Here is a 4,887-nt window from a genome sequence, read left to right as displayed (position 1 = left end):
CGAAGCCCTCGGCCAGAGCGTCGTACGCGCGGCGCTCGGTGGTGGACGTGGGCTTGGCCTCGTCGCCGGGCATGCCGAGCTGGAGGTCGAGGACGGGCGTGGCGACGGCGCCCAGCCCCACGACGCCGAGCAGCAGGACGGGCAGCGGGTGGCGTACGGCGATGCGCGCCCAGCGAGATCCGCCGTTGTCCTCCTGGCGCTGCTTCCTGCGGTAGCGCCGGGAGTTGCGGCGGGCTCCGCGCGAGAGAACGGCGTTCGGCCAGAAGCCGAGGACGGCCGGGACCAGCGTCAGACACACCAGCACCGCGACCAGGACCGCGGCAGCGGCGGCGAGTCCCATCTTGGTGAGCAGCGGAATGCCTACGACGGACAGCCCGGCCAGTGCGATGACGACCGTGAGGCCCGCGAAGACGACCGCTGAACCGGCCGTACCGACGGCGAGGCCTGCTGCCTCCCGCGGCGTGTGCCCCTTCGCGCGCTCCTCCCGATACCGGGAGACGACGAACAGGGCGTAGTCGATGCCGCAGGCCAGACCGAGCATGGCGGCCAGCGTGCCGGTGCTCTCGGACAGGCCGAACGCCTCCGAGGCGGCCGTGATCCCGGCCATGCTGAGGCCGACACCGAGGATCGCGGTCAGCAGCGGCAGCCCGGCGGCGGCCATCGACCCGAAAGTGATCAGCAGGACGAGAGCGGCCACCGCGATGCCGATCACCTCGGCCGCGCCGCCCGCAGAGGGCTGGGCGGCCAGCGCGTCGCCGCCGACCTCGACGGTCAGGCCCGCGTCCCGGGCCCCGTCGATGACGCGCTCCAGGTGCTCCTTGCTCCCATCGGTCAGATCGGCGGCGCCGGTCTTGAAGCTGACGGTCGCGTACGCCGTCGTACGGTCCCTGCTCACCGCCTTCGCCTGGAAGGGGTCGACCGCGCCGGCGACCTGGGAGCCGTCGGCGGCCTCGTCGACGAGGTGCTCTATGGCCCTTCTGTTCTCGGTGGCGGTGACCTTCTCACCGCTCGGCGCCACGAACACGATCCGGGCGCTCGCCGCGTCGGCCGCCGAGCCGGGGAAACGCTGCTCCAGCAGGTCGAACGCCTTCTGCGACTCGATGCCGGGCATGGTGAAGCCCTCGTCCGCGGCGGCGGGCGCCTTCGAGGCGGCGAAACCGACGGCGCCCAGCACCGCCACCCAGAGCAAGGTCACGAACCAGCGCCACCGGAAGGCCGCGCGACCCAGGTGATAGAGAACAGTTGCCATGGCGGGATACGCCTCCACATCAGCGGTTCAGGAACGGCGAGAAGTCGAAGGACCGCCTCTGTGGGATGTACGCCCTGTTCAAAGGGGCTGGGAGGGGTCCTTCTGCCGCCCTCCACGATTCCGTCGGCAGCGTGACGCCAGGAGGGAGCGCCCTCCCGAACCGAGGGTGTAGCCCACTACACCTGTCGAGGTGGACCTGGTTCACAACCGAGCCCGGACACCCACATCCAGACGGTTGAGCGCCGCACCCGGGACAGGGCGCGGACAACGCGGCGCGCGGGCGCGTTGGCTGCAGGCGGTCGCGGAGGCGGTGGCGGTGGCGGCGACCGTGATGGTCGGACCGATGCTGATGCGGAGGTCGACGCCGAGGCGCGATAGGGCGCGCACTCGCAGCGCCTCCCCCAGTTGGCGGGCGTCGGCGCCGTGACAGCGCAGCGCGCCCTTCCTAGGCAGAATTCGCTGCCTCACGGCGTCGGCGGCAGCGCTGGGCGGGACACGGTCAGCACGGCTCACAGCTCTTCCCCCCGCCGCCGGGCCGCCTCCTCGTACGGGCGTCCCACCCGTTCACCCGATGCCGAACCCCCCTGTTGCCTGCGCGCTCTCCACGGTGCCCGCCAGCAGCCTGACCAGCTCGTCGACGACAGGTGGCCGGGCACCGGGTCTGCTGACCGCGAGAACAAGAAATTCACAGCTCATCCGGCTCCGCCGACGGTGCCAGCATCCGCGCGAACGTCTCCGCGATCGCGGCGATGTCCACGGTCGGGTCGTGCATCCACTGGATCTGCAGTCCGTCCAGCACCGCCAGCAGCGCCCTGGCCAGGTGGTCGGCCGGCTCGTCAGCCCTGAGGACGCCGGCTTGCTGCTGTTCCGCGAAGTACTGCGTGACCTCGGCCGCGAGCCCCTGGTAGCGCTCGGTGAAGTAACTGTGCGCGGGGCTCTCCGGATCGGTGGCCGCCGCTGAAAGCGTGACGTAGAGCTTGGCCAGCCCGGGGTGGTCGGTGGTGTGGCGTGTGCTCGCCACCACGTTGTCGATCAGGGTCCCGGCCTCTGTGGCGTCAGCGGCGATCTGCTTGCCCACCACGTCCCGCCGCTCCAGAACCGCGAGCAACAGCTCGTCACGCGTGGGGAAGTAGTACGTGAGCGCTGGCTGCGTCACCCCGACTCGGTCGGCGATGTCCTGGAGGGAGGCGCGTTCTCCGTGCTCGTCGATGGCTTCGTAGGCGGCCTGGAGAATCTGTTCCCGTCGCTCCGCGCTCTTGCGGTACGGGCCTCGGGGCTTTCTCTGGTTCGTCACTCGTCAGACCGTACTTCACCTGGTCGGTGGGGGCTTCGGCGTGTTGCCCGCCCGTTCCACATGGGCGCGGCCGGGCGCCGGTGTGTCAGGTCACCGGTGCCCGGCCGGCCGTTCTAGACCGTGATCGTCGCGGCGCAGGAGAGTGCGTCCGCGGCGAGTCCGGCCAGCACGGTGACGTCGCCCGGCTCCATGCCGCGACGTCCGTCGGTCAGGTTGTGATGGAGCCCGCTCCACGAGGGCTTCGAGAGCGACGCTCTTCGTCTCCCCCCTGTGAGGCCGACGCGTGCGAAGGCGATCAGCTGCCCCACCGGGCGGACGACGGAGCGAACTCGTCGCGTGCGTGCAACTGAACGACCGTCGCGCCGCCCACGGCACCGGCGTTCCTCCCTGCTGACACCGTCGGCCAATTCGGGTGGCGCAGGTTCCCGACGCCGTGCTGCTCGCGCCACTGCTCGGCGAAGAGGCGGGCACCACGATCGCGCACCCGCTGTACGGTCTGATCAACCCCAGCGGCAAGCTTCCCAGCACCTTTCCGCGACACCTGGGCCAGATCCTCCGGTACCACGGCCACCACCACGGCAGCGGCTACGAGCACCCGACCGGCACCCGCCACGGCTATGGGGATCTCGGCTCCCAGGGACCCCTCTACTCCTTCGGTCACGGACTGTCGTACACGACCTTCGAAGTCGCGCTCGACGAGAACGACGACCGTCCGGCGGTCGGAGGTCCTCCCGGTCGCCAGGCAGGGTCGGTGAGGCCGTCGACTGGCCCTCTCCCGCGGTGTTGTTGCCGACCCACCTGGCGGGCTCGGCGGGTTCATCCGACCGTGACGACGACGTCCACCGGATCGCATCCCGGCGCGGTCGCGGTGAGACGGATCTTGCCGACGGCGGTAGGGCGGACAACGGCCAGGGCACGTCCCTCGTACGTACGGCGCTCGGTCACGTCGAACCGCTCCTCGGCCGACGGGTCGGCGCTGCCGAGCCCGATCAGCTCCCCGGCTCCGGAGACCTCGATGCTCACCGGGCGGTCGGCGGCGGGGTGGCAGGTGCCGTCCGCGTCGGTCAGGGTCAGGGTGACGTAGGCCAGGTCGCCGCCCGCCGCGCGGACGACCTCGCGGTCGGCCTCGGCGGCCAGCCGTACGGGGCCGCTGGCCCGGTGCAGGCTGCTGCGACCGGTCTCGACGCCGTCCCGGTAGGCCACGGCGACCAGTTCGCCGGGCACGTAGACGATCTCGAACTCGGTGCGGAAACGGTGCTCCGCGCCCACGGGCCGCCGCCCGAAGGAGTTGTTGTTGCCGATGAGTTCCACCTCGTCGGCGTCGCTGTAGACCTCGACCGTGATCGGCTTGCCCTCGAAGCCGGGCCAGGTCCAGCTGGCGATGCTGTCGCTCCACGCCCACGGTGAACCAGCCCAGGTCCTGCCGTGGTGCTCGGGCCTCTTGACCGCGATGTACGGCTCGGCGCGCAGACCGAAAACGATCTCCCGGTAGTAGGAGGCGGGCCGCCGGTGGCCGGTGATGTCGATGTCGCCGCAGCCCGCGACCAGGTACGGGTACGGCGCGTTGTGGGCCTGGAGCGGCCCGTCGCCGTCGGCGGGGTACTGGGGCCTGCCGATGCCGACCTCGCCGAGGTAGTCCCAGCCGGTCCAGGTGAAGTCGCCGATGACGTGGCCGTACTGCTCGACGAGCCGCCAGTTGCCGTCGATGCGGGTGGGGAAGGTCTCGGTGCCGAGGATGATCCGGTTGGGGAACAGGTCACGGTCCAGGGCGTAGCGGCTCTCGGCGTAGTTCATGCCGGCGACGTCGAGGACGGCGAAGGACTCCGCGGTGCGTTCGGTGACCAGTTCGGAGGAGCTGATCGTGTTCATCGCGTCGCCCGCGTCGGCCATGAGGGTGTTGATGCCGGCGCCGTCCTCCGCCGCCTGTTCCAGTGTCTGCTGCTGGAGGGCGCCCAGTTCGGACATCACGGCCAGCATGCCGTTGACGGCGTTCGTGACGTAGCGGGTGGGGTCGAGGGAGCGGACCTTCTCGGCGAGTCTGCGTCCCCACGCGGCGCCGAAGCGGGAGCCGGTCTCGGGGATCTCGTTGCCGATCGAGTACATGATGACGCTGGGGTGATTGACGTCCTTGGCGACCATCGCCTCGATGTCGCGCTCCCACCATTCGGGGAAGTTCAGGCTGTAGTCGAACTCGCTCTTGCCGGCGGTCCACACGTCGAACGTCTCGTCCACGACGAGCATGCCGAGCCGGTCACAGGCCTCCAGCATCGGCCTGCTCATCTGCTCCTGCTCGACCTGCGCCCGGTCGACGGCGAGCCCGGGTCGATCGTCGCCGACCTGGCCG

At 70.6% G+C, this 4,887-nt stretch carries 4 protein-coding genes and 1 pseudogene; 1 reads left to right on the top strand and 4 read right to left on the bottom strand.

The genetic code is table 11. The features are described from left to right. The 3 genes from ABT300_RS41400 to ABT300_RS41390 all read right to left on the bottom strand — a co-directional run. The coding region (locus ABT300_RS41400; protein WP_351687579.1) for an MMPL family transporter at nucleotides 1-1,249 on the bottom strand (1,249 nt) is incomplete at its 3' end. A gap of 685 nt (nucleotides 1,250-1,934) precedes the next feature. Continuing rightward, entirely contained in the window at nucleotides 1,935-2,543 is a 609-nt protein-coding gene (locus tag ABT300_RS41395) for a TetR/AcrR family transcriptional regulator (RefSeq protein WP_351687577.1), read from the bottom strand. Nucleotides 2,544-2,656: 113 nt separating this feature from the next. After that, nucleotides 2,657-2,851 (bottom strand): hypothetical protein, encoded by a 195-nt coding sequence (locus tag ABT300_RS41390; protein ID WP_351687574.1) that lies wholly within the window; start codon nucleotides 2,849-2,851, stop codon nucleotides 2,657-2,659. 104 nt (nucleotides 2,852-2,955) lie between these two features. Between ABT300_RS41390 and ABT300_RS41385 the strand changes: the two are divergent. Continuing rightward, a pseudogene (locus tag ABT300_RS41385) lies at nucleotides 2,956-3,204 on the top strand (glycoside hydrolase family 3 C-terminal domain-containing protein); the annotation flags it as partial. Nucleotides 3,205-3,359: 155 nt separating this feature from the next. On the opposite strand, the gene ABT300_RS41380 reads toward ABT300_RS41385, so the two are convergent. Beyond that, a partial coding sequence (locus tag ABT300_RS41380) for a DUF4982 domain-containing protein (protein WP_351687571.1) occupies nucleotides 3,360-4,887 on the bottom strand: 1,528 nt, incomplete at its 5' end.

This window comes from Streptomyces sp. NPDC001027 (assembly GCF_040299045.1).
GTDB lineage: Bacteria > Actinomycetota > Actinomycetes > Streptomycetales > Streptomycetaceae > Streptomyces.
The sequence above is the reverse complement of the archived record's forward strand: the minus strand, read 5'-3'. Positions and strand labels throughout refer to the sequence as shown.